This is a genomic window from Rhodococcus sp. 05-340-2, from assembly GCF_002258915.1.
In the GTDB taxonomy this organism is placed as follows: Bacteria; Actinomycetota; Actinomycetes; order Mycobacteriales; family Mycobacteriaceae; genus Rhodococcoides.
Map to the genome: position 1 here is coordinate 195,729 of NZ_NOYU01000036.1, position 19,060 is coordinate 214,788.

Annotated in this window: 18 protein-coding genes and 2 pseudogenes; 10 read left to right on the forward strand and 10 right to left on the reverse strand. The window is 63.6% G+C overall.

Features of this window, described 5'->3' with window-relative positions:
• Positions 1–64 precede the first annotated feature (64 nt).
• From CH271_RS22370 to CH271_RS22380, 3 genes are all read left to right on the forward strand, one after another.
• Complete coding sequence (locus tag CH271_RS22370) at positions 65–754, forward strand: DUF998 domain-containing protein (protein WP_252342099.1); 690 nt, start codon at positions 65–67, stop codon at positions 752–754.
• A 64-nt stretch (positions 755–818) separates the two neighbouring features.
• Positions 819–1,382: a DUF3558 domain-containing protein gene (locus CH271_RS22375; protein WP_094634878.1), complete on the forward strand. Its 564-nt coding sequence runs from the start codon at positions 819–821 to the stop codon at positions 1,380–1,382.
• A gap of 17 nt (positions 1,383–1,399) precedes the next feature.
• The gene (locus CH271_RS22380) at positions 1,400–1,789 is read left to right on the forward strand and encodes a hypothetical protein (RefSeq protein ID WP_094634879.1); all 390 of its coding nucleotides are present in this window, start codon (positions 1,400–1,402) and stop codon (positions 1,787–1,789) included.
• A 60-nt stretch (positions 1,790–1,849) separates the two neighbouring features.
• On the opposite strand, the gene CH271_RS22385 is transcribed toward CH271_RS22380, so the two are convergent.
• Positions 1,850–3,223 (reverse strand): dicarboxylate/amino acid:cation symporter, encoded by a 1,374-nt coding sequence (locus tag CH271_RS22385; RefSeq protein WP_094634880.1) that lies wholly within the window; start codon positions 3,221–3,223, stop codon positions 1,850–1,852.
• Positions 3,224–3,540: 317 nt separating this feature from the next.
• Between CH271_RS22385 and CH271_RS22390 the strand changes: the two genes are divergently transcribed.
• From CH271_RS22390 to CH271_RS22400, 3 genes and pseudogenes are all read left to right on the forward strand, one after another.
• Positions 3,541–4,218, forward strand: a complete 678-nt coding sequence (locus tag CH271_RS22390; RefSeq protein ID WP_094634881.1) for a SanA/YdcF family protein — start codon at positions 3,541–3,543, stop codon at positions 4,216–4,218.
• Positions 4,215–4,918, forward strand: a pseudogene (locus CH271_RS22395) (phosphotransferase). Before CH271_RS22390 ends, CH271_RS22395 begins: the two are co-directional and overlap by 4 nt.
• Before the next feature lie 93 nt (positions 4,919–5,011).
• Positions 5,012–6,607, forward strand: coding sequence for an ABC-F family ATP-binding cassette domain-containing protein (locus CH271_RS22400; protein ID WP_170945964.1), 1,596 nt, complete (start codon positions 5,012–5,014; stop codon positions 6,605–6,607).
• A 9-nt stretch (positions 6,608–6,616) separates the two neighbouring features.
• Here CH271_RS22400 and CH271_RS22405 read toward each other — a convergent pair whose 3' ends face one another.
• The 8 genes from CH271_RS22405 to CH271_RS22440 all read right to left on the reverse strand — a co-directional run bounded on the left by CH271_RS22405 (position 6,617) and on the right by CH271_RS22440 (position 16,657).
• Positions 6,617–8,233, reverse strand: coding sequence for an AMP-binding protein (locus CH271_RS22405; protein WP_094634882.1), 1,617 nt, complete (start codon positions 8,231–8,233; stop codon positions 6,617–6,619).
• 21 nt (positions 8,234–8,254) lie between these two features.
• Entirely contained in the window at positions 8,255–9,553 is a 1,299-nt protein-coding gene (locus CH271_RS22410; protein WP_094634883.1) for a DUF2786 domain-containing protein, read from the reverse strand.
• 90 nt (positions 9,554–9,643) lie between these two features.
• Positions 9,644–10,453, reverse strand: coding sequence for a hypothetical protein (locus tag CH271_RS22415; protein ID WP_094634884.1), 810 nt, complete (start codon positions 10,451–10,453; stop codon positions 9,644–9,646).
• 163 nt (positions 10,454–10,616) lie between these two features.
• On the reverse strand, positions 10,617–12,215 hold the full coding sequence (locus CH271_RS22420) for an FAD-dependent oxidoreductase (protein ID WP_094634885.1): 1,599 nt from the start codon (positions 12,213–12,215) through the stop codon (positions 10,617–10,619).
• Between the two features lie 47 nt (positions 12,216–12,262).
• Positions 12,263–13,282, reverse strand: a complete 1,020-nt coding sequence (locus CH271_RS22425; protein WP_094634886.1) for an AurF N-oxygenase family protein — start codon at positions 13,280–13,282, stop codon at positions 12,263–12,265.
• A gap of 92 nt (positions 13,283–13,374) precedes the next feature.
• Positions 13,375–14,676: a T3SS (YopN, CesT) and YbjN peptide-binding chaperone 1 gene (locus CH271_RS22430; RefSeq protein ID WP_094634887.1), complete on the reverse strand. Its 1,302-nt coding sequence runs from the start codon at positions 14,674–14,676 to the stop codon at positions 13,375–13,377.
• A gap of 91 nt (positions 14,677–14,767) precedes the next feature.
• Positions 14,768–15,958, reverse strand: coding sequence for a hypothetical protein (locus CH271_RS22435; protein ID WP_141217055.1), 1,191 nt, complete (start codon positions 15,956–15,958; stop codon positions 14,768–14,770).
• A gap of 24 nt (positions 15,959–15,982) precedes the next feature.
• Positions 15,983–16,657, reverse strand: a complete 675-nt coding sequence (locus CH271_RS22440; RefSeq protein WP_256986504.1) for an NUDIX hydrolase — start codon at positions 16,655–16,657, stop codon at positions 15,983–15,985.
• Positions 16,658–16,718: 61 nt separating this feature from the next.
• Here CH271_RS22440 and CH271_RS29645 point away from each other — a divergent pair, with 61 nt between their 5' ends.
• From CH271_RS29645 to CH271_RS22450, 4 genes and pseudogenes are all read left to right on the forward strand, one after another.
• Positions 16,719–16,937, forward strand: coding sequence for an ADP-ribosylglycohydrolase family protein (locus tag CH271_RS29645; RefSeq protein WP_373453587.1), 219 nt, complete (start codon positions 16,719–16,721; stop codon positions 16,935–16,937).
• Positions 16,897–17,010: pseudogene (locus tag CH271_RS29650) on the forward strand (ADP-ribosylglycohydrolase family protein); the annotation flags it as partial. The gene CH271_RS29645 and the pseudogene CH271_RS29650, both read left to right, overlap by 41 nt.
• Before the next feature lie 28 nt (positions 17,011–17,038).
• Positions 17,039–17,683 carry an ADP-ribosylglycohydrolase family protein gene (locus tag CH271_RS22445; protein ID WP_373453586.1) on the forward strand — a complete coding sequence of 215 codons (645 nt, stop codon included), beginning with the start codon at positions 17,039–17,041 and terminating at the stop codon, positions 17,681–17,683.
• Positions 17,680–18,189: an O-acetyl-ADP-ribose deacetylase gene (locus CH271_RS22450; protein ID WP_094634890.1), complete on the forward strand. Its 510-nt coding sequence runs from the start codon at positions 17,680–17,682 to the stop codon at positions 18,187–18,189. Before CH271_RS22445 ends, CH271_RS22450 begins: the two co-directional genes overlap by 4 nt.
• 4 nt (positions 18,190–18,193) lie before the next feature.
• Here the strand turns inward: CH271_RS22450 and CH271_RS29425 are convergent, their stop codons facing one another.
• On the reverse strand, positions 18,194–18,892 hold the full coding sequence (locus CH271_RS29425; protein ID WP_094634891.1) for an excalibur calcium-binding domain-containing protein: 699 nt from the start codon (positions 18,890–18,892) through the stop codon (positions 18,194–18,196).
• Positions 18,893–19,060 lie beyond the last annotated feature (168 nt).

Below are 19,060 nucleotides of genomic sequence, written 5' to 3' on the forward strand. Positions count from 1 at the left end.
AATCGGTCTTTCAGGCAATATGGAGTGCGGAAGGCGAACGACGTCGTCCGAGAGGAGTGCCAGGGTGCAGATTCGATCGGCCATGATCGGCGCACTGTCGATCGTTGTGGGCGCACTCGTGGTGCTGGTTCTCGATCTGCACACCGCATGGCAGACGCCCTCCCATCTGCGACGAACGATCAGCGAGTACGGACTCGGCGCGCAGCAGTGGGTGTTCACCATCGGCGTGCTTCTGCTCGCATTCGGTTCGGCGCTCACGCTTGCGTCTGCGATTCGGCATCGCCTGACCCGGCCTGCTTCTGTCGCCTCGATCTGCCTGATGCTCTGGACCGTCGGACTGGTCGCCGTCGTTGCTGTGCCGAAGCAGGATTGGTCGAACGACGCGTCGCTGAGCCTCGGAGGAACAATTCACCGGCTCGGGGCAGCGGTGGCGTTCGTCAGCATCCCGATAGCCGTCTTTGCGTTCTCTCGCCCGTGGATTCGCGACGGCGTGTGGGCGGTTCGCGCACGAATCACGCTGGGCCTGAGCATGCTGTCGGTCGTGACGCTGATGCCCATCGTGTACGCGTTGGCTGTGGGAGTAACCGGCTCGCGTCCTTGGTATCGCGTCGTCACACTCGGGTACGTGGAGCGGGTGCTCGTCGTCGCCGAAGTGGTCGCGCTGATTTCACTCGCTCTGTGGGTGTGGGCAGCAGAACGTAGGAGTGTCGCCTCGCTCGAGTCTCAGGAGATCAAGGCCTCGCAGCCCGTATAGGGAACCGATTGCACTCGCGTCGCGTCCAACCTTTCAGTGACGTCTGTGTCGAGAGGTCGAACGAATGCGGGTAGTAGGTGGGCTGCGGTTTGCTGTGGTCGGTGCTTCGGCTCTGGTGCTGACGGGTTGCGCGGGCTCGACGCAGGGAACACCCGCCGCCAGTGAAGACACCTCGGCATCGACGACGGTGGCAGCCGGCCCGGAGCCATTCGATCCCTGTACCATCCCCAAATCTGCAGTGACTGCAAGTGGGTTGGACGTCAGCACCGAGCGACCGGACTTCGCGGGAATCACGACGTATCCCGGCTGGAAGGGCTGCACCTGGGATGGGGCCGCGCTGAACAGCTGGTACTACGTTGCAGTCTTGTCGTCGTTGGAGTCCATCGACGAACTGCTGCTCAGCCCCTCGTTCGTTCGCGGCGTCGACTTGAAGCTGTCCGGGCGCAGCGCGACTCAACTGAGCCATGCCGACGAAATGCAGTTCCTCGGTTGCGCAGTCGCTCTGGATACAGGCAATGGTCTGATCGTGCTCGACCTCCAAAAGAAGGGTTCACGCGACCTGGAGGGTGAACCGTGCGCCGAGGTCAATCGACATGCAGTTGACTTAGAACCGTTCTTTCCGGCATAGATGGGACGCTGAAAACGATGGAGCAGTACGGGCTGAACAATAATCTCGTGCACTGGCGTGGACTTCTAGATCAGGCGGTGGCAGGCGAACTCGACGTCGAATCAGGAGTCGCCGCGAGCTGTGACGCTGTTTGCGCCGAGTATTTGACGAAGCTCGACCGAATGCTGGAAATGACGACTTCCCTCGCGTGGCCGCAGTCCTGGGGCGATTTGGACTCAGCTCAACAGCTTCAAGCGAAGTTTCATCGTCTTGCGGTTGGCGACGAGGGCTCCGCCCGCTTCGCGATCACAAGGCAGATCGAGATCATCAAGACGATGCGGGAGTTCTTTCAACACTATTTCGCGAGTGTCGAGGCGACGGATACCGCGACCGCGGCCACTGTAGAGGCGCTGTCCCCGCCGAAATAGACGACAGATCCCGACGACCCAGTTGCTCGGTCGTCGGGATCGATCGTTCGAAACACGCTGCTAGCGGGCCAGTTCCACTTCCGCTTCCTCGTCGACGAAGGGGTCGCCGTTCCGCGGAGCGTTGTAGCGCTCGAGGTCGAGGATTCCTTCGCGCTTGGCGACGATGGTCGGCACCAAAGCCTGACCGGTGACGTTGACCGCGGTGCGGCCCATGTCCACGATCGGCTCCACTGCGAGCAGCAGACCGACGCCGGCCAACGGCAATCCGAGGGTGGACAGCGTGAGGGTGAGCATCACCGTCGCACCTGTTGTTCCTGCCGTTGCGGCAGAACCGATCACGGACACCACGATGATCAGCAGGTAGTCGGTGATGGTGAGATCGATGCCGTAGAACTGAGCCACGAAGAGTGCCGCGATCGCGGGATAGATTGCCGCGCAACCATCCATCTTGGTCGTCGCCCCGAGTGGTACCGCGAACGACGCGTACTCGCGAGGGACTCCGAGGTTGCGTTCGGTGACGCGCTCGGTGAGGGGCAGGGTTCCGATCGACGAACGCGAGACGAAGCCCAGCTGGGTGGCAGGCCACACTCCCGAATAGAAGTTGCGCACCGAAAGTCCATGGGCGCGAACGATCACCGGATACACCACGAAGAACACCACGGCCAGACCGACATAGATCGACACCGTGAACACGCCGAGCGAGCCGATCGCGTCCCAGCCGTAGGTCGCCACCGCGTTGCCGATGAGTGCGGCGGTGCCGATCGGTGCCAGGCGAATGATCCACCACAACACCTTCTGCACGATGGCCAACAGCGACGCGTTGAACGCGAGGAACGGTTCGGCCTTCTTGCCGACCTTGAGCGCAGCGATGCCGATGGCAGCGGCAATGACCAGCAACTGCAAGATGTTGAAGCTCAGTGATGTGGTTGCGGTACCGCTTTCGGCGACGGTGGTTTTCGCGCCGAGTGCCAAGAAGTTGTTCGGTACCAGTCCGGTGAGGAACGACCACCACGACCCGACGCTCGACGGATCTCCTGCCGAGTCGGCTCCGGCGCTGGTACGGGAGCCGGGCTGAGCGACCAACCCGATCACGATGCCGATGATGACGGCGATGAATGCCGTGACGGCGAACCACCACAGCGTCTGAATCGCCAGACGGGCGGCATTCGTGACTTCACGGAGGTTGGCGATAGAGCTGACGATGGCCGTGAAGACCAGCGGGATCACCGCGACGGTGAGAAGTTTGACGTAGCTCGAACCGATGGTCGACAGGGTGCCGACCAACCAGTTGTCGTTGCCGTCGGCGGCGTCGGGCATGGATCGCGCGATGAGTCCGAATACGACTCCGAGGACGAGTCCGGCAACGATTTGTGGACCGAAAGCGGTTGCCCAGGTAGGGACACGGCGCGTTCGGGTAGCGCTGGGCGCAGACATGGATATGCCTTTCGAAAAGGAGAGGTGTCGCCAGGGATGGACGACAGAAATGCTCGTCGGCCGATGGGCCGAATTTCAGGGGGTTGAGGTCTGGAGAACCATCAACAGGTAGCGCTGGCTTGCAGACGCAAGTCGACATACCGTCGAGAGGTCAGCAGCGGATTCACTGACCGAACGCTACTCCGCCGTGGAACTGCGCAGCCGAGCAGGGCGGCTATGAGGGTTCACTGTGGAATCGGTATGGGTCCGCTGCGGTGTCGATCCGACTCCACCTTCGTGGGTTAGTTTGAGGTTCTTGTCGTCGACGAAACGAGATCATGAGTACCGAATCGAAGCCCCGAGCAATGGCCGGACGACTCGTTCGTGCCGTCTGTGCGGTGGTCGCCGCCCTGGTTGCCGTCGTTCTGGGATCGGCCGGTTGGGTGGCCTATGCGACGGCGGGGAAGGTCTACGACGTCGACGATGCACCGGACGCGCCCGTGGCCATTGTCCTGGGTGCACAGGTGCGCGACGGCAAGCCGATGCGGTTTCTCTCCGGACGTCTCGACACTGCGATCGCGTTGATGGCGGCGGGAAAGATCAAGGCGATTCTGGTGTCCGGTGACGCAGACGGCAACTCCGGCAACGAGATTCAAGCGATGACCGATTACCTGATCGAGCACGGAATCGATCCTGCCGTGATCATCGGAGACGATCACGGCATCGATACCTACGACACCTGCGCGCGGGCGAAGGAGACCTTCGGGGTCGAACGAGGACTGATCATCAGCCAACCCCTCCATGTGTCGCGAGCAGTTGCGTTGTGTGAGGACATGGACCTCGACGTCGACGGAGTCACGGCGGAGTGCGTCGACTGCAATACCCTTGCGGTAGTGCGCAACTACGCGCGAGAGTTGCTGGCGCGACCCAAGGCGGTACTGGATCTGTGGTCGGGTCGCGATCCCGTGGTGGTGTCGCCGCCCGTCGATTCTCTCGCGAACATCACGAACCGATGAGTGTGCCCGATGGTGACGTCCTGATCCCGACCGTGGTGCGAGAGTTGGCGGGACCCGAAGACGTCGAGCCGGTGTGGTCGAATGAATTGGGCGGGTTGACGTTTCGTCTCGGAGAGGCGCGCGGTACGTCAAATGGACGCCGGCCGAAACCTCGATAGATCTGGAGGAGGAGGCACGACGTCTGAAGTGGGCGATTCGGTACAGCCCGGTGCCGCAGGTCCTCGCGGTCGGTTCGGACGATTCGGGTTCGTGGTTGGTGACCGCTGCTCTGCCCTGGGAGAACGCGGTGGCGGATCGCTGGATGGCCGATCCGGCTGTCGCAGTTCGAGCGGCGGCAACCGGCCTTCGGGCATTCCACGATTCCGTCCCCGCCGGGCAGTGCCCGTTCGATTGGTCGGTGGTCTCACGGGTCGGCGATCGCGAGTTGCCAGTCGAATCGCCGTCGATCGACAGGCTCGTCGTGTGCCATGGCGACGCCTGCATGCCGAACACCCTGATCGCCGATGAGGGATCCTGGGCAGCTCACGTCGATATGGGCACGATGGGCGTCGCCGATCGGTGGGCAGACCTGGCACCAGCGATCTGGAGCACCGAATACAACTACGGCCGCGACTATTGCGAGGCATTCTTGGACGCGTACGGCATCGACCTCGACCGTGAGCGTCTGGACTACTACCTGTGGTTGTGGGAGTCGACCTGATCTGTGGCTCGGAGTCGCCGCCCCAGCCCGGCTACAGTGAGCTGGCCCGGTTCGACGACTCTGCGGACCCGTGTTTTCAGGAGAAGTGAACACTTGAGCTGGATCCGCTTGAACGACGTTGCCAAGGGCTACGACCAGAAGGTGATGTTGCGCGAGGTGTTCTTTCGTCTCGCCGACGGTGATCGCATCGGTCTGATCGGACGCAACGGCACGGGCAAGACCACCCTGCTTCAGCTTCTTCTCGGACGTGAGACTCCCGATACGGGAACGGTCGATGTCACCGAGGGCGCACGAATCGGGTACTTCTCGCAGTTCTCGGAACTCGACGGCGATCGCAGCATCCAAGCGGAGCTCGAATCTCTCTTCGTCGCTGTCCACGCGGTCGAGGTCGAATTGGCCGAGGTCGAAGCCGCACTCGGGGGCGACCTGGACGAGAAGCAGATGTACAAGCTCGTCGATCGCCAAGCCGAGCTACTCGACGCCATGGAGAACAGTGGCGGCTGGACCTATCACCAACAGATCGACACTGTGCTGTCGATGCTCGGGTTCAACGCCGAACGACGTGAGCTCCCCGTCGATCGACTGTCCGGTGGTTGGCGCAACCGCGCAGCGTTGGCCAAAATCCTCATCGAGGCCCCGGACGTCCTGCTCCTCGACGAGCCGACGAACTTCCTCGATGTTGCCGGAATCGCGTGGCTCGAACGTTGGCTACGAGATTTCCGCGGTGCGCTTCTCGTTGTCTCGCACGACCGCGCATTCCTCGAGCAGGTCGTCACCAGCATCGTCGAAATCGAGAACCATCACCTGCAGACGTACGACGGTAGCTACTCGGAATACGTTCAGCAGAAGCAGTTTCGACTCAAGAATCTCGAACGTGAGTTCAGCAACGAACAACAGCTGCTGGCCTACGAGCAAGAAGCGATCAGCGATCGCAAGGAAGCAGTGAAGAATCCCAGCGGGGTGCTCAAGCGTCGGCTCGCGAACATCAAGAAGAGCAAGAGTCCGCGTCCGGTCGACACGGTGGTCACCGCGATCTACGGCGGACTGCACGTGCACGACAACCTGGCCGAGATCACCGGAATCTCCAAAAGCTATGGCGAGCAACGACTCTTCGAGAACATCTCGTTCACCGTGCATCGCGGGGACCGCATCGCCATCACCGGACCGAACGGATGCGGCAAGACAACCCTCGTCGACATCCTGGTCGGTGCCGAGCAACCGGACAGCGGCAAGATCAAGTGGAAGACCAAGGCACCGTCGTTCATCTACTACAACCAGGTGCTGGCCGATCTCGATCTCGATGACACCGTGTCGCATTCGGTCAACGCGATGCCGGGCAGCCTCGCACTGACGGCGACCAAGAAGGAAGTCCATCGGTTCCTGACACTGCTGCAGTTCTCCGAGATGGATCTCAAATCGAAGATCGGCGTTCTGTCAGGAGGACAGAAGGCACGAGTTGCTCTGGCGCAGTGTCTGCTGTTCGGCGCAGGCGTGATCGTGCTCGACGAGCCCACCAACCACCTCGACCTGCAGAGCACCCAGGTTCTCGAGCGTGCCCTGATGGCGTTTCCCGGTGCGGTGATTCTGGTGAGCCACGACAGGTTCTTCGTGGAGAAGGTGGCCTTTCGGCAGCTGTCGTTCGACGGCAAGGGCGGGGTCACCGAAATCGCCGGCGTCCAGATGGCCTGACGCCGTGGGCTACCCGTTGATCTTCGACGTGGATGTGCCCCACTCGGCGTCGCGCAGCTCCTTCTTCCTGATCTTGCCGGTGGATGTCTTCGGCAACTCGACGATGAATTCGACGGCACGCGGGGCCTTGTAGGAGGCGATGGCAGATTTCACGTGCGCTACGAGGTCTGCCTCCGACGCTTCCGCGCCCGGCACCAGCACCACGAATGCCTTCGGTCGCTCGCCCCACTTGTCGTCCGGCACCCCGATCACCGCCACATCGGCGACTGCTGGATGGCTGGCAAGTGCCTGTTCGACCTCGATCGTCGAGATGTTCTCGCCGCCGGAAATGACGACATCCTTGGCGCGATCCAGTAGTTGGACATAGCCGTCGGGATGCATGACCCCGAGGTCTCCGGAATGGAACCAGCCGCCCGCGAAGGCCTGTGTCGTACCGGCGGCGTCGTCGTAGTACCCCTTCATGACGTTGTTGCCGCGCATGACGATCTCACCCATTTCGACGCCGTCGGGTTCGACGTCGATCAGTGCTCCACCCGGGCCGGACTTCTCGCGTACCACGCGCAAGCGATCGGCCGTGAGCATGCCGACTCCCTGCCGAGCCAAGCGTCGAGCCTGCTCGTCGCCGTCCAGTTCGAGCCACTCCTGCTTCGCCTCGCACACCGAGTACGGGCCGTAGGTCTCGGTGAGTCCGTAGACGTGCACGAGCGTTGCCCCCAACGCGCGAATCTTGCCGATGATCGTCGGGCTCGGGGGAGCTCCGGCCGTGACGATGGTCAGGGGGCGATCCAGTGAATGTGCTTGCGCTGCAGTGGCAAGAGTGGTCAGCACGGTCGGTGCGCCGGCGAGGTGGTCGACGCCGTCGTCGATCGCCGACCAGATCGCGTCTCCGCGGACACCGCGAAGGCAGACGTGCGTGCCTGACGCGGCCGTGACCGCCCAGGTGGTGCACCATCCGTTGCAGTGGAACATCGGCAGCGTCCACAGATAGCGAGTGTCGATGCCGAACCCCTGGTGGTGCAGTTCTCCCAGCGAATTGAGGTACGCGCCGCGGTGGGTGTACATCACCCCCTTTGGGCGACCGGTGGTACCCGAGGTGTAGTTGATCGTGATGGTCGAGGTCTCGTCGTCGACCTCCCACTCCAGTGAATTCTCGGAGCCTCGCTCGAGGAAGGCGTCGTATCGAGTGGTGTGCGGCAGCGTTGCGTACGAGCCGTCGGCGGCGGGTGTCTCCACGATCTCACGGACCGAATCGGCGATCGGATCCGTTCCGAGTCCGGTCAGCAGGTCCGAATCACCCACCAGCAGAACCGAACCGGAGTGATCGCAGATGTAGCGAACCTCGGCGGGCGACAGTCTGGTGTTGATCGCGACCAGAACGGCACCGGCCAGTGGAACCGCGTAGTGCGCGAACAACAGCTCTGCAGAGTTGGACGCGATGTAGGCCACTCGATCTCCGTGGCCGACACCCGACGCGCGCAGTGCGTGCGCGAGCCGGGTGACGTCGGCAGCGAACTGCTCGTAGGTGAATGTCCTGGTCCCGTCCACCACGGCGGTCTTGTGGGGGTGGACCTCCGCTGCGCGTTCGAGGAAGCGAAGGGGCGTCAAGGGAGTATCGAGACCGGTCATGGCAGTCAATGTAGCGCGCACTCACGAGGCCGGATCGGATTTGTCGAGACGTTCGCGCCCACCGGTAAGGTCCGCGCGTTCGGCGGCGGCTCGGCCCGCATACGATCCCGCCGCATTGTCGCTGCCGAACCTTATCGTTCTCGTCGCCGGATGCCGTGCCGCGAACGCCCGGTCCACGGCATCGGTTCGTTGCGCCAAGATGGGCACCAGTGCAGGACCGTGTTGCTGAGTTGCCGCCGCAGTAGCTCGCGTGCGTGCGTCCTGCAGTCGTTCGCCGATGCGGTGGGCGTATGCGATCAAGAATGCGTTGCGGAAGCTGCGTGTCCGCGAAGCCGGCGAATCGGCCACCTCGTCGAGTGCGCGAGCCGATTGCACGAGAAGCGAGGTGTAGATGAGCTCACACAGGTCGAGATCGACGGGCATGCCGATGACGGTGGCCAGCAAGTACTTCTTCTTCCACAGTGTTCTGGCACCATTTGCGCGACATACGCAGTGCAGCAGAAGCAGTTTGGCTTTGGAGTACGGATTGCTCACCATGATGCGTCGAGTGACGACATCGTCGATCAGGCTGCGAGGGTTTCCCGCATCGAGAAGCGCGCTGTCGATCGCGTAGCGGGTCATCAGATCCTGGGCCTTGGCCGATAATGCCTCGGCCTCAGCGGGGAATTGAGTCGACTCGGCTTTGGCCAGCAGCCCTCGTATTCTGCCGAGCATCTTCGAGTCCGTGGTTTGTCCGGGGCCGGTCGCTGCCGACTGTGAGGTCCATCGAGCCGGAGGGGGCAGGAGCTTCTCTAGGGGCAACAGCCACGTCGAACAACCGAGTACGAGCAGCAGGGTGTACCAGGACTGCGCCGACGATCGTCGGTTGTACGAACGCCACCGCTCGAGGCGATCGGCGGTCGTGCCCCCTGCGTACTCGACGTGCAGCTCGGACAACTGATCTCGCCAGGAATCCGGAGCGAGGCGCTCCGCCGAACTTCGCGCCGCGTGTGAGCCGATGGCCTCGCCCATGATCGCCGCGCCGTCGCCTCCGGCACACTGAAGTGTGACATGAACCAGTTCGGCCGGCTGCCAACCATTCTCGAAAGCAGTGTCGAGAGCCTCGTCGAGTGTTCGCGCTGCGCGATTGTGAACCGGCCGACTCTGTTGCTCGTCGACAGCGGCCAAGCGTTCCGCAACCAGCCGGACCCTGTCTTTCCCGACTGATCCGAGTTGGGCGAAACCGATTCCGCTGTCGAGCAATTCGCTCGGGTCGGCATCCTGCCGCACGTGTGTCGCGTGCGAGTACTTGAAAATACTGTCCAAATCGATACGACTCATCGTCGTCCCCCTCCACGTCCCCCGGTGTGGTCACCGAACTGTTCGGTGAATCGCAGAGTAGGGGAGGGGTCCGACAGATATTCGAACGTGTCAGCGAGGAGCGAGCATCTGCAGCAGTTCTTCGACCGACGGCAGACCGGGAATCACGGGAAGATTCGGAACAGCAATGGCGGTGGGCGGTGCCGTCAGCTCGATGCCGCCGAGCCCCGCCATGACGTCGTCGGTGTTGGATCGGGTCGGTCCGTATGTATTGGATGCAATGACGAAGTCATCGCCGATCGACGCGGACGCGACCACACTCGATCGGTCGTCGGCCCATCCCCACTTGGTCCCGGTCACGCCGGGCAACTGCTCGGTGCCCCAGTCCTGAACCATTCCATCGCGTGCCACAGGAGCCGCGGTGTTCATCCAGGCGAGGACGGGGCTGGCGGGATCGGTGCGCGTCTTCGCCGCCAGGAATCGCACGGTGTCGGCTGTGCTCGTGGACGAGTTGCCCCAGAAACCGCCCCGCGAGGTCGAGGTGAGCCCATATTCTGCGGCGGTCGCCGAGATGGCCTGTGGGTATTTGTTGTCGAGCGTGGATGCGGCACCGTCGTCGCTGACCTGGACCATCCTGGCGGCCAGGTCGAGGTCTCTGGGCGAACCGTCGCCGAAGCGTACGACGTAATCGGCCATGTAGAGCTTGACCGTCGACAATCCCGGGCGCGCGGAGTTGTCGTCGGCGCTGCCCACGTAGGTCCCCGTCGGGATGTGTTCGTACGACAACGAGGTTCGGGCCGGAACATCGGAGAGGTCGCCGGGTGTCGGCAGAGCCTGAGCAGGTGCCGCGCACACCAACGCCACAGCGATACCGACAATTGGGACAGCAGTCCTGGTGAAGATGCGTCGCAGGGCCGGCATCTCGTGCTCCTCGAGGTGTTGGCCCGCCGCGAATCGGTGGCCGATGACTGTAGCTACCCCGATAGTAGACGCTTCAACCTTGACACCCTCCGGACGAGTGCAGTGTTATTGCACTCAGGGCGACCGAAAGGCGTAGTGATCCCAACCGGGGGTGAGCCATCGGTCAGGAGCGGCGGAGCGCGGAAAGCATTTCCCTGGAGCGTCGCAGCGTGCCTCGGTTCGCCCCGGTCGGCCAGGTGCTGGGCAGCTCGATCGGATCCGTCAGGCGGCCGGCGTTGAAGTCGTCGACCAGATGGCCGACGGTTTCCTGGGCGCAGGACTTGTTCGTGCCGATGAATCCCGAGGGGCCGCGCTTGATCCAACCGGTGACGTAGCTGCCGATCGACGTCTGCCCACCGGATTCCTGCAACACGCGGCCGCCGGTGTTGGGAATGATGCCGGCCAGGTCGTCGAACGGAACTCCGGGGAGCGCGACACCGCGGTAGCCGATGGACGTGAGGACGAGTCCGGCCTCGAGGCTGTCGACGTCACCGGTCGGGGTGCTGCGGACCACGTCGTCGCCGTCCGCGGACAGGCCCATTCGGTCGAACTCGATACCCGTCACGCGATCGGTGCCGAGGATCCTGGTGGGGGAGAGAAGGTAGCGCAGAGTGATTCTCTTGCGGCCGTCGCTGTGGTCGGGTGATTCGTCGACGTGGCGAAGCAATTGCAGTTTCTGAGCCACGGCGTGGGGTAGGTCGTCGGTCGCTGCGAGTCGGACGGTGACCGGATCGAGCGCGAGTTCGCTGCGGTCGATGGCCAGGTCGATATCGGGGACGGTCAGCAATCCGGCGAACTCGGGCACGGTGAACGCGGACTGTGCCACACCGCGTCGGCCGACGATGACCACTTCGCGAACTGCGCTGTGGCGCAGGGCGTCCAACGCATACGGCGCGATGTCTGTCTGGGCGAGCGCATCCGGATTCATCGTCAGAATACGGGCGACGTCGAGGGCGACGTTGCCGTTACCGACGATGACGGCGCGTTCGTGCGAGAGGTCGAACGTGCGGTGCGCGTGATCGGGGTGGCCGTTGTACCAGGCGACGAAGTCGGTTGCCGAACTGCGCCCAGGCAATTCGGCTCCCGGAATGCGGAGCTCGCGATCCGATGATGCACCGACTGCGTAGATCACGGCGTGGTGGGTGTCCAACAACTCGTCGTGGGTGACGTCCTTGCCGACCTCCACGCCGAGGTGGTAAGTGAATCCCTCTTGCGCGGAGATCGTTTCGAACAGTCGGGATACCTGACGGGTCTTCTGATGATCGGGTGCGACGCCGAGTCGAGCGAGACCATGTGGTTGCGGAAGCCGGTCGTAGACATCGACGTTCACGCCCGGCTGAGTGAGCAGTTCATCCGCCGCATACATGGCCGACGGGCCGGATCCGACGATAGCGACTCGGAGCGGCTGGCGATCCCTCGACACCGAGGCTGCCGGGGTGACCGGGGCCAAGATGGGCCGGGGTGGGCGCTCCTGCTTGTAGAAATCCGCATTGATCGTCAGGAACGGCAGTTGCGCCTCGGTCAGTTTCGCCTGCGGCACAATGGCATCGACGGGGCAGGCCGACACGCACGCGCCGCAGTCGACACACGATTGCGGGTCGATGTGCAACATCTCCGCCGTCAGGAAGTCCGGCTCGTCGGGAGTGGGATGAATGCAGTTGACGGGACACGCGAAGACGCACGATGCGTCGCTGCAACATGACTGGGTGACGACGTGGGGCATGAGGGGTTCCTGACGGCAGTGGCAAGAATGGCTGAGCGGCGAGAGAGCTATGCGGCGAACTGGCTGGAGCTGCGGTCGGGCTCGCTACGGAAACGTGAGGCCTTGCCGTCGATTCCGCACAGCTTCCACATCAGGCGAGCGGCGCGATTCATCATCCCGGTGTCGGTGGCCAGCATGCGCACATCTCCGAAGTAATCCTGCAACGCGTGCTGGGATTCCTCGGTGCCCCAGAACAGGTCCTTCTTCACCTGCTTCGGGATGTCGAACTTCGTCCAGAACTTCTTCGGCGGAATGACGATGACGTCGCACAGGATGCGCATCGTGACCGGGAAGGCCAGCGAGAGCAGGAAGCGCCCGGCCTTGGACATCTTGGGAACGCGACGACGCAGCAACTGATGCGCGAAGGAGATGTGCCGCGCTTCCTCGGCTACGTGAATCGCCATGACGCTCTGCATGATCGGGTGGATTTCTTCACCGGACCGCAGGACGGACTTCTGAATGTGATCGATCGGCTCCTCGCCTGCGAGAACGCCGACGAAGAACAACTCGGGTAGGAGCGTGGCAAACAGGGGGATGAACGGCGAGAGCATCTTCATGGGCCGGCTCATGCCTGGGGCGTCGGAATCGACGCGGTTGACCATCTCCTGGAACATCAGGGTGTGGTTGCACTCTTCGATGGATTCGTGGGTGCAGTAGCGTGCCTCGGCGGAGCCGTTGGGCAGCGAGAAGACGTACTGCATCATGCCGCGGATCAGGATGTTCTCGAACTGAAGGCCGACCTTGGCGACATTGGCCTGACGCCACATGCCGATCTCGATCTGCTTGTCGAGCGGAAGTGCTCGGTACCAGGCGTGGCCACCGATCGGGTCCGTCTTGGCAGGGAGTACCCAGCGGGGATCGTTCGCGGGCACCGCGAACTTCTCGGACTCCCAGTCGATGTCGACGTACGGATCGAAGTGCTTGTGCACAGAACCCTCGGACAGCAGGGTGAGTGTCTCGATGTACTGCTGTTCGTCCGTGGCGTCGGTGTCGACCGAAACGGACGTCGTGCCTGTCGTCAGTGTCATGGCTTCTCCAAACGAGGTGCGAACATAGAGTTAATGTAACCCCAGTTAACACGAAAGGGAAGCGCGTGGGAAAAATCCTGTTCGGCTGACGTCTACTGTTCGTCCGAACGCTCGTCGGATACCTCTGCCACCTCGTCGGTCTCGAACAGCTGCAACTGGATCGCCGACGGATCGACCACCGGCGTGACCTGGTCGGGTGTGCTGCGCAGTACCTCTCGCAGAGCAGCCACGGCGCGGCCCCACTTGCCGGCCTCTCGATCTGCCTCGTCGACGTCGCAGTGCTCGTCGCCGAGATCTGCAGCGACCGCCATACCGCGCCACGACGCCTCCTGCTCCGCGCTGATGCGCAGGTAGGAGACGACGACATCGCGATCGGAGGAGCAACATCCGAGGACGGTGTCGAGGTCCAGGGATTCCTCGGACCGATCGACGAGCTCGACCAATTCGAGCAGTCCGGCCGGAAAGTCGTCCGTGTCGATCGGCGGCGGCGTCGGTTCCCCGAGTGCGCCGCCGAAATCCTCGGCGAATTTCTCGTCGACCTGCTCCCAAACGTGACTGAGCATTCGCACTGCCCACAGCAGGTGATCCGCGACGAAGGGTGACCCGCTCACCCGCACCTGCGCGACGATGCAGTCCTGAACCAGGTGCAGCATCACGTCGGGAAGCTGCAGATTGAGATCGACCAGCAACTCGGCTGCGCGGGTTCGCCCCGACACGGCGTGCACCAGCGTCGAATTGATCTCGACGACAGGTTCGGTGGGTTTGACCGACACGTACGCGGTGCCGTTCACGAACCGTAGGGGGATGTCACCGTCCGGATCGTGGTCCGGCGGAAAACCGAACCATGGTTCGAGGGCGCGATCGACGAGTTGCTGTAGGTGTTCCTTGCCCTTCGGTTGCACACACAATGGGACGACGGTCGTATCGGCCTCGGGCGCGGAGGCGTCGAAACTCGGGACGTCGTACCGACCGGTGGCGCGTGAGCCAAGGAAGGACGGGTGGGGCAGGCCCCAGATGTCGCGGAACACCGCCACGGTCTTCTTCGCCAGATCATCGGACCACGAGCGATTGCGGTCCACGTGCGGTGCCGTGGGTTCGGAATCGACTGTCGCGCGAAATCCCAACTGGCTCAGCGCTTCTCGCTGCTCATCGGTGATCTCGCGGCTACTGTGCAGGTGCTCGTTCGCCGGAATTTCGCAGCGGACCATGTCGAGATCCCAGGCGTAGAACTGCACGCAGGCGGCGGTGTCCGGCACGCCGTCGGTGGTGTCGTATCGCGACTCGATCACCAGCGCATCACCGTCGCGCATCGCGCAGACGTAGTCGCCGAGCTTGCGCTGAAACTGCATCCAGGCAGCGTCGACGTCGAAGTCGAACTCGAGTGAATCGCTCATGTCGGCTCCTTACCCAGATCGCGTTGACGTAACGCACAGTCGGTGACGCTAGCGGCGACCACCGACACGGTCTCGGCGCTCGCGGGGGCTGTCACGACGACGCCGGATCCCCGACCGAGCCGTAGAGCGGGTCGTCCTGCGACTCCTCGTCGATCACACCGAACGGCTGCGCCTCGGCCACACCGTCCAGCACCGCCGGGCGCAACGCGTGCGGAACGGCGAGTACCTCCTCGATCCTGACGAGGATGCCCTGCTCGATGAGGGATCGAACGCGGTGGTCGATCAGCTGCGCCGTACGCAGATCCTCACCTTCGAGCTCGGCGTAGTCCTCACCCTCGTTGTTGATCGGCAGCTCGTCGGTCATCGCGGCCAAGAGCGTCTGCACGGCGAAGGTGTTGGCCAGCGACCGTGACACATCGGGGTCGTCGGCATCTCCCGACAGCTGCACGCGCACGTGCTCGGCCACCAGCTCGTGCACGGTCTCGGCGCCACGGCCGGCCAGCGAATGCGCATTGTCTCCCGGCCTGGCGGTGTCTCCGTCGATGCGAATCAATTCGGTGGCGATGGCTGTCGACCAGTAGTCGGCCGCGGCACCCGCATCGAGCCGGGCGGGATCGAGCGGGGCCGAGCCGACGGCGCGCTGCAGATCCGCGTTGTCGCCCACCGCCAATCCATCGGCGACGCGCGCGACGATGTCGTCGAGGGCAGGCAGCAGCGGCAGCGCCGAGATCGCGGCGAGTTCCTGGGCCAGGGAAACATCGGGCAGGTCGATGTCGTCGGCGTCGAGCATGTCGGGCTCGTCGCCCTCGAGGAAGTCCGAGAGATCCTCCATGCAGTGCGCGTAGTCCTCGGGGCTGCCGTCCCAGAGGTCGGTTTCATCGAGGAATGTCAGGTACTGCAGCGAGGTGAGAACGAGATTGACCGCGGTGTCCTCCGCAGTGTCGGATTCCTCCTGCAGGATGCGTTCGGCCGCATCGACCAGCAGATGTGCATCGGCGGGAAGCCAGGCGCTGGGGGAGAAGCCCTGACGAGCACCGGCAAGTTGGGTCAGTGTCGACGACACGAGCCGGGAGATCGCTTCCGATTGTTCCGACATCTCGCTCTCGTCGAGCCATTCGACGAAACCGTCGATCAGATCGGCGATGCGTTCGGTGACGGCACCGGTCGGGGCCGGTCGGGATTGCTGGTGACGCCGTTGCCGGGCCTTGGTCTTTTCTGCACGTTTCTGTCCGCGGTTGGCAGGCCGCTTCGATCCCATGACGCCCAGCTTATCTGTTGGCATGTCCGGTTTCGTCGATCCGTGCCCTCAGCGAAGAAGGAACGAGCCCGCAGACGCAGGAAGGGCTGGATTCGATGCACGGCGATACAGCTCTGCGGGGCGGCCGCCGCCTGCAGTCGAGGTGGTGCCTGTCCCCTGTAGTGACCCCAGTACGTGGCGTCGGAACGTGTCTTTCGGTAGAGGGCGGTCGAACACGATCTCGTACAGCTCGCGAAGTTCGAGGAGGGTGAATTCCGCGTCCGTCAACAGTGCTGGATCGACCTCGTGCGCGTAACGATCACGGAGGTCGCGAACTGCTTCGGACACCATGTCGCCGTGGTCGAAGGCCATCGGTGACACCGGCCTGGAGTCCTCGATCGGCATCGAAACGGTTGTGGGAGAAAGCGATCGAGCCGCTATCGCAGCGCTGTGCGCCATGGACAGTACCCATCCGCGGTCGTCGCGGTCGGGGCCGTCGAACATCCTCAACTGATGGAAAGTGAGATCGGTCAGGTCTGCCTTCGTCCTCAACGCGCGGTCTGCCGCGTCGGCGAGAGTCTCCGACGGTCGAAGGAACGTGCCCGGTAGCGCAGGGCCGCGCTCCGACGGAACGACGACTACCTGCAGTCGACGCTCGCGGGCGGTCAGTACTGCGACATCGACTGCTACGGAGGGGCGTGGATAGTCGGTCAGAGTGTTGCCGTCTCGGTCTCGCCACGTCATGTCTTGCATCTTAGCGCGAATCTGATCTATGGTTAGCGCAACATCGATCTAAGGGGGAGTCGTGGAACTGACAGTCATCGAGCAGGATCGGGCGCGGGGCGTTCTGCTCGGAACTGCCGTGGGCGACGCGTTGGGCGCAGGATACGAATTCGGATATCCCTCGAACGAAACGGCCATCGCCATGATCGGCGGCGGTGCATTCGACTGGGCCCCGGGGGGAATGGACCGACGACACCTCGATGGCGCTCTGCGTCGCGCGTGCACTCGAGCAGGGCGGTGACGTGGACGAGGTCGCCGAGCAGTTTCGCGACTGGTTCGACCAGGACCCTCCGGATGTGGGAAATCAGACCCGGCTCGTGCTCTCGCAGCGGTCGCGCAGTCATGTCGGCACCACTGCGCGACCGCTGCGAGAGCAGTGGTGCCGACATGACTGCGGTGGCGGCGTCGTTGGCAGGGAGAACCGGCGGCAACGGATCATTGATGCGAACGGCACCGATTGCCTTGGCCTACCTCGACGACCCGGCTGGATGCCGAGATGCAGCGGAGCGGATCAGTGCCCTCACCCACGCCGACCCCCGCGCCGGTCAAGCGTGCCGAATGTGGAGTCACGCAATTCGATTCGCGGTTCGTCACGGTACGTACGGCGGGGTGTGCGAATTTCTGAACGAGGCCGAGGCCGACGTCCGCGAGTTCTGGCAGCCCCTGCTTCGTCAGGCGCAGGAGGGGCAGCCGTCCGATTTCCCGAACAACGGCTGGGTGGTCCACGCTCTGCAGACGGCGTGGTGGGCAATCCATCGATCTGCCGACGCGGAGCGGCCACTGCCTGCCGCTCTCGAACTGTGTGTCCGCGCCGGCGGTGATACCGACACCACGGCGGCCATAGCCGGAGGACTCCTCGGAGCGCGTTGGGGCGCATCGGCGGTGCCGAGCGAATGGCGCGACATCGTCCACGGCTACCCAGGGTTGCGCGCCGACGATCTCGACCGAATCACCTCGAACATCATTGCAAAGAAAGGGCTTTCATGACGATCATCGACGTCGTGCAGGGCGATATCACGGACGTGGCCGCAGATGCGATCGTCAATGCCGCCAATACGCGATTGCTCGGCGGCGGGAGAGTGGACGGTGCCATCCACCGAGCCGGCGGGCCGGAGATCCTCGCAGAATGCAAGGCTCTCCGGGCCACCACCCTGCCCCACGGCCTCGACATCGGCGCAGCCGTCGCCACGACCGCGGGCCGACTTCGAGCAGGCCATGTCATCCACACCGTCGGCCCGCGCTACTCCCCGCACGAGGACAGATCTGAGCTGCTGCGACTCTGTTATGCCCGAAGTCTGGCGCTGGCAGCGTCGATGAACCTGAAGTCCATCGCGTTTCCCCTGATTTCCGGTGGCTCCTACGGATGGCCGATGCACGATGCAGTCACCCAGCAGGTCGTGGCAGTCGAAGCTGCCCGGCCGTCGGTCGACCTCGTCATGCTGGTCGCCTACTCCCGCGAAGTCGCGAGCCTGACGCGGCGGTTGGTGGGGTGACTGGTCAGTTCTCGCAGCCGACGCCATCCTTGTCCCGGTCCAGCTTGGTGCTGTAACCCGGATCCCCGGCGTAGATCGGGGCTGCACCCGCCGCACGGACCGCATCGCAATTGGCGTACGAGACAGCGGACGGCACTGCGGCCAACGGCGCGGGGGCGGTGTAGACGGGCTCGGGTGTGTACACCGGCTCCGGCGTGTAGACGGGCTCCGGGATGTACGCGGGCTCGGGCAGCGGGACGTATTCCGTCGTCGTCGGTATCTCGACGATGGCCGCCACTGTTTCGGTCGTCGGGGCTGCGGTGGTGGTGGTCGGGGCCGGTGTGGTTGTCGACGGCGGCGCGGTGGTCGTCGTGACGGTCGGCAACGCAGGCACGGCCGCGACCGGTGCGATGGCGGTCGTGGTCTCGGGCTCGGTCGTGGTGGTCAGCCCCATCACGAACAGTGCGGGGAGGATGGCGATGGCAGGTACGGCCCAGACCTTGCGGCCCCGCGCGGGTGACGAGCGCAGGTACACGACTCCGCTGCCGACCAGCAACGCTCCGACGAGTAGCGCTCCGAACTCGAACGAGAACACTGCCCCGATCAGAAAGAATGCACCGAAAACAATTGCGCCCCAAGCGAATACCTTTCCGAACAGGGGTCGGCGAGGCGTCAGTGGCTCGAGTGCCGGTCGCTGGAAGGGTGGCGGGTAGGCGCTGGTCATGTCGAGGGTCCGTTCGGGTCACGAGAGGCGTCGATGTCGCGGCCGAGATGTCACCCGCGAGACCGGAAGCAACCGTCTCGTTCTATTCGAACCGGTCGGTCGCATTTCCGTTCACCATGTCGCATCGACGGGGTTCGTCGTTACATCCCGTACGAGAACGGCAACCGC

Coding starts and splice junctions, on each gene's coding strand:
- CH271_RS22375 (WP_094634878.1), top strand. CDS start 819: ATGCGGGTAGTAGGTGGGCTGCGGTTTGCTGTGGTCGGTGCTTCGGCT.
- CH271_RS22380 (WP_094634879.1), top strand. CDS start 1,400: ATGGAGCAGTACGGGCTGAACAATAATCTCGTGCACTGGCGTGGACTT.
- CH271_RS22385 (WP_094634880.1), bottom strand. CDS start 3,223: ATGTCTGCGCCCAGCGCTACCCGAACGCGCCGTGTCCCTACCTGGGCA.
- CH271_RS22390 (WP_094634881.1), top strand. CDS start 3,541: ATGAGTACCGAATCGAAGCCCCGAGCAATGGCCGGACGACTCGTTCGT.
- CH271_RS22405 (WP_094634882.1), bottom strand. CDS start 8,233: ATGACCGGTCTCGATACTCCCTTGACGCCCCTTCGCTTCCTCGAACGC.
- CH271_RS22410 (WP_094634883.1), bottom strand. CDS start 9,553: ATGAGTCGTATCGATTTGGACAGTATTTTCAAGTACTCGCACGCGACA.
- CH271_RS22415 (WP_094634884.1), bottom strand. CDS start 10,453: ATGCCGGCCCTGCGACGCATCTTCACCAGGACTGCTGTCCCAATTGTC.
- CH271_RS22420 (WP_094634885.1), bottom strand. CDS start 12,215: ATGCCCCACGTCGTCACCCAGTCATGTTGCAGCGACGCATCGTGCGTC.
- CH271_RS22425 (WP_094634886.1), bottom strand. CDS start 13,282: ATGACACTGACGACAGGCACGACGTCCGTTTCGGTCGACACCGACGCC.
- CH271_RS22430 (WP_094634887.1), bottom strand. CDS start 14,676: ATGAGCGATTCACTCGAGTTCGACTTCGACGTCGACGCTGCCTGGATG.
- CH271_RS22435 (WP_141217055.1), bottom strand. CDS start 15,958: ATGCCAACAGATAAGCTGGGCGTCATGGGATCGAAGCGGCCTGCCAAC.
- CH271_RS22440 (WP_256986504.1), bottom strand. CDS start 16,657: ATGACGTGGCGAGACCGAGACGGCAACACTCTGACCGACTATCCACGC.
- CH271_RS22445 (WP_373453586.1), top strand. CDS start 17,039: ATGTCGGCACCACTGCGCGACCGCTGCGAGAGCAGTGGTGCCGACATG.
- CH271_RS22450 (WP_094634890.1), top strand. CDS start 17,680: ATGACGATCATCGACGTCGTGCAGGGCGATATCACGGACGTGGCCGCA.
- CH271_RS29425 (WP_094634891.1), bottom strand. CDS start 18,892: ATGACCAGCGCCTACCCGCCACCCTTCCAGCGACCGGCACTCGAGCCA.